General features: G+C 67.1%; 5 protein-coding genes. 3 read left to right on the top strand and 2 right to left on the bottom strand.

The genetic code is table 11. The features are described 5' to 3' along the window. Together VD811_11980 and VD811_11975 are read left to right on the top strand one after the other, a co-directional pair. Nucleotides 1-394: ATP-binding protein (locus VD811_11980; GenBank protein ID HXV21694.1), on the top strand; the 394-nt coding region annotated here is incomplete at its 5' end. Beyond that, on the top strand, nt 387-761 hold the full coding sequence (locus tag VD811_11975; GenBank protein ID HXV21693.1) for a response regulator: 375 nt from the start codon (nt 387-389) through the stop codon (nt 759-761). The genes VD811_11980 and VD811_11975, both read left to right, overlap by 8 nt. A 139-nt stretch (nt 762-900) precedes the next feature. Here the strand turns inward: VD811_11975 and VD811_11970 are convergent, their stop codons facing one another. Both VD811_11970 and VD811_11965 read right to left on the bottom strand, forming a co-directional pair. Further along, nucleotides 901-2,742 (bottom strand): lysophospholipid acyltransferase family protein, encoded by a 1,842-nt coding sequence (locus tag VD811_11970; GenBank protein HXV21692.1) that lies wholly within the window; start codon nt 2,740-2,742, stop codon nt 901-903. A gap of 370 nt (nt 2,743-3,112) precedes the next feature. Continuing rightward, entirely contained in the window at nt 3,113-3,361 is a 249-nt protein-coding gene (locus VD811_11965; protein ID HXV21691.1) for a hypothetical protein, read from the bottom strand. Between the two features lie 247 nt (nt 3,362-3,608). Here VD811_11965 and VD811_11960 point away from each other — a divergent pair. Next, nucleotides 3,609-3,929 (top strand): hypothetical protein (locus VD811_11960; GenBank protein ID HXV21690.1); only part of this gene is annotated, 321 nt, incomplete at its 3' end.

Raw genomic sequence — 3,929 nt, 5'->3', positions numbered from 1 at the left:
GAGCGCCGAGGGGACATTTACGTTCGAGTCGGACCCGATCAAGGTGCGCCAGGTCCTGGTCAACCTGACCAGCAATGCCGCCAAGTTCACCGAACAGGGGGAGATCCGCCTGGCGCTGGAGCGGCAAGAGGAAGGCATCCGCCTCGCGGTGAGCGACACCGGGGTCGGCATCCGCGAGAGCGACCTGGAAATGCTCTTCACCGCCTTCAGCCAGCTCGAGGACGTCAAGACCCGACGGCACGAGGGGACCGGGCTCGGCCTGACCATCACCCGCCAGATGGTGGGGCTGCTCGGCGGCCGCATCCAGGTCGACAGTACTTACGGCCGGGGGACGACCTTCGCGGTCCTCCTGCCGGCCGCCATTCCCCAACACGAAAGGGCAGCCAATGAATAACGGTAAACGCCGCATCCTGGTGGTCGACGACGACCCGAAGCACCTGCAGACGACCCGCGAGATTCTCGAACTCGAAGGGTACGAAGTGACGGTGCACGATACCCCCTTCCGCACCACCGAACTGGTCAACAACACCCGGCCCGACCTGGTGCTGCTCGACGTCAACATGCCGGCCCTTTCCGGCGACCGCCTCTGCTCGCTCATCCGCGCCAACGGCAGCCGGCACGAGACGGCCATTCTCTTCTACAGCTCCAATGATGAGGAGACCCTGCGCGCCTCGGTGCAGCGCCACGGTGCCAACGGCTACGTCTGCAAGGGGGATATCGCCGGCCTGCGACGCAAGGTGGCCCGGGTGCTGGCGGCCTGATCTGATTTTATTGTGACAGGAGGGTGCCATGGCCCGGAGCCCGCAGGGGTTTCGGGCAATTTTTTTCCTTATGGCGAAAAAATGGCCGGTTCCACCCTCGGGGAACCGGCCCATGACACGGGCGGTGCACGGAACCTGTTCAGGCGCAGGCTTTCCGGGCGCCTTCCGAAGCATCGGCGTGATGGCGCAGGAAATCAGCAGCGCCGTCTCGGCCGAGGTAGCGCTCCAGGGTTTTGCGCTCGGTCCGGGCGAGGTCGACGACGACGAGGCCGTCGAGCACGTCGCTGAACTGCCGGTCGACGTTGAAGGCGAGCGCCTGCCCGCCGAGGCCCAGGTAGTGGCGCAGCAGGACGGGAATGCCGCCGGGGCCGGGATCGAGGTCGGCGACCACCTCCGCCACTTCGTCGAAGTTGCGGCTGAGGGCGCGGGCGAGCTTCGGGTGGCACTCCTTCATCCCCAGCCGCCCCCGGCGCAGGGGGGTGCGGGCGCGGACCAGGCGGGCGAGCTCGGGAATCTCGCAGCGCTCCTGCAGAGAGTCGGCGATGAGCCGGCGCGAGAGAAGACTGTAGTCGCGGCTGATGCTGACCGGTCCGAACAGCATCCGGTAGCGGGGGTGGCGGCGGACGAAGGCGCCGATCCCCTTCCAGAGGAGCAGCAGCGGCGCGAAGTGACGCTGGTATTCGGGGCGAATGAAGGAGCGCCCCAGTTCGAGCGCCGGACCTAGCCGATCGAGCAACTCCCCGTTATAGGCGAAGAGGGTGTGGCTGTAGAGGCCGCCGACGCCGTAGCAGGCGCGGATCTCGTCGGTGCGCCCCAGCCGGTAGGCGCCGGCGACCTCCCGGGTTTCGCGGTTCCAGAGGAAGAGGTGCGTGTAGTGGGCGTCGAAGCGGTCGAGGTCGAGCTGTCGTCCGGTCCCCTCGCCGGCCAGGCGGAAGGTCAGCTCCCGCAGCCGGCCGATCTCCAGCAGCAGGTAGGGGATCTGCCGGGCGTCGGCCTGCAGCGCGACCAGCGGGCCGCTCTCGGCCAGCACCTGTTCGGCCGGCAGCCCTTCGACTTCGGCGACGAGGAGCTCCTGCGGCTGCGCGGCTGCCAGAGGTTCGAGACGGCCGGCAGCCGGCGACGTGGAGACTTCGGCTTTCGGGGAGGGGGTGCGGCTGGCGAGCAGGTAGGTGCGCAGGCGCAGGTAGGCGACCAGCTCGGCATCCTCACCCATGGCGGCCAGCTTGCGGTTGGCGATCGGGCTGCCGATGCGGACCGGCATCCGCCGGTGCCGCTTGTTAAGAAATTCACGCGGCAGCAGGGCGGTGCGCAGGCGGGGGTGGAGCAGGCCGGCCAGATGGAAAAGGGGACTGTTGGCGCCGGCGAAGAAGACCGGCAGCACCACCGCGCCGGAGCTGCGGACGAGGCCGGCCAGGTTCTCGTTCCAGGGAGGATCGGTGATCGTCCGCCCCGGCAGTTGCAGGTGCGACACCTCGCCGGCGGGGAAGACCACCAGCAGGCCGCCGCCGCGCAGCCAGCGGATCGCTTCGCGCACCGGCCCGAGGTTGCGGCGGGTGGCGCCGGCGCCGCCGAAGGGGTCGACCGGGATGAGCAGCCCCCGCATCTGCGGAAAGCGGCCGAGCAGGTGGTTGGCCAGGATCTTGACGTCGGGACGGATGCGCAGCAGCATCTCGGCGAGCAGGATTCCCTCCATGGCCCCGAAGGGATGGTTGGCGACGACGATGGTCGGGCCGGCGGCGGGGATGCGCTGCATCTCCTTCGCTCCGGCCGCCAGGGAGACGCCGAGTTCCTGCGCCAGACGGCCCAGGAAATCGCTGCCGGTCAGGTGGGCCGGGATGCCGTCGTAGATCGTCCGGCAACGGTCGAGGGCGAGCAGCCGGCCGGCGATCCGCTCGGTCAGATGGAGGGCCGGACGCGGCAGGGGCCATCCCAGGTTCTCGGTCAGGGCAAAAGGGTTGGAGGCGGCGATGCTGGTCGACATGGCGAATTCCTCGGCAAGTGGATGAGCCTGCACAGGCGGGCAGCGGGCCTTACCTGTAGGGCGAGTCTCTCCCGGCAGCGTTAACCGGTCGTTAGAATCCGGTGAATCCTTCGTTCGAAGGCCTCGCCGGTGCTAATCTTCAGCCAGACCTTACCCCCCTTTGATAAAGGGGGGCCAGGGGGGATTTAACGAGCAACAATCACAGACAAATCCCCCTCGTTCCCCCTTTGGAAAAGGGGGAGGTCTTCCCGATGTTGCTTTGGCTGAAGATCGACGCTTAAGATAAAAAAATGGCCGGCGCCCGGGTGGGGACCGTCCGATGGGGGGAGATTTCGCAGAGGGAAGAGCGGCGGAAGGAAGAGGGGAGGGGCTACTTCTGCTGGAGTGTCCAGGGCTCGAGGCGGGCCTTGGGACGGCTGCCGCGCAGGGCACGGGCAAGAAAGAGGGGGCAGCCGTCGTAGTCCTCGGTGCTGCAGCGCAGATTCCTGGAATGGCGGTCGACGGGCAGGCCGGAGAATGCGGCCCGGCAGTGGCCGTCGGCATCGTTGTGGAAGGGGCAGGCGTCGGCTAGAGGCTGGCGGCCGCCCGGTCCGCGGCAGGTGGTGATGGCGGTAATCATGGCAAGACTCCTTTTCTGTTCGGTTGCGTTGATGGTCGCAACTCTGCCCTGGTTTTGTTCGGAAATTGTTGGCGGCGGGTGAAATTTTCGTTCAATTGTGCAGGCTTGCCTTGTCGTCCCACAGCGGTCCCCTGCGCAAACGTCCGCTCCGATATGGACTTGAATGGGCATGAAATGGAGATAAAGTGAAGCAGCAGCCTGCAGCGCCTCGCTGCCCTTGATCCCTGGCAACCCTTGGAGAACGACGATGAAGCGATGGTTCCTGATCTTCCCGGCGATCGTGTTCCTTACGGCCGTGGCCGCTGCGGGCGAGCCGCCGAAGACCGCCGGCCGGCCGGCCGAGGCGCGCCTGCGCAACGTCACCCAGCTCACCTTCGACGGCGACAACGGCGAGGCCTACTTCAGCTGGGACGGCAGCAAGCTCATCTGGCAGTCGAACCGCGAGGGGCAGCCCTGCGACAAGATCTGGACGATGAACGCCGACGGCTCGGAGAAGCGGATGGTCAGCCCCGCCCACGGCGCCCACACCTGCTCCTTCTTCTTCCCCGGCGATGCCCGCATCGTCTTC

The organism is Desulfuromonadales bacterium (assembly GCA_035620395.1).
Taxonomy (GTDB): domain Bacteria; phylum Desulfobacterota; class Desulfuromonadia; order Desulfuromonadales; family DASPGW01; genus DASPGW01.
This window is presented reverse-complemented; position numbering and strand designations above follow the sequence as displayed.

What these genes read in the sequence shown, in the direction of transcription:
- VD811_11975 (HXV21693.1), top strand. Translation starts at nt 387, where the DNA reads ATGAATAACGGTAAACGCCGCATCCTGGTGGTCGACGACGACCCGAAG.
- VD811_11970 (HXV21692.1), bottom strand. Translation starts at nt 2,742, where the DNA reads ATGTCGACCAGCATCGCCGCCTCCAACCCTTTTGCCCTGACCGAGAAC.
- VD811_11965 (HXV21691.1), bottom strand. Translation starts at nt 3,361, where the DNA reads ATGATTACCGCCATCACCACCTGCCGCGGACCGGGCGGCCGCCAGCCT.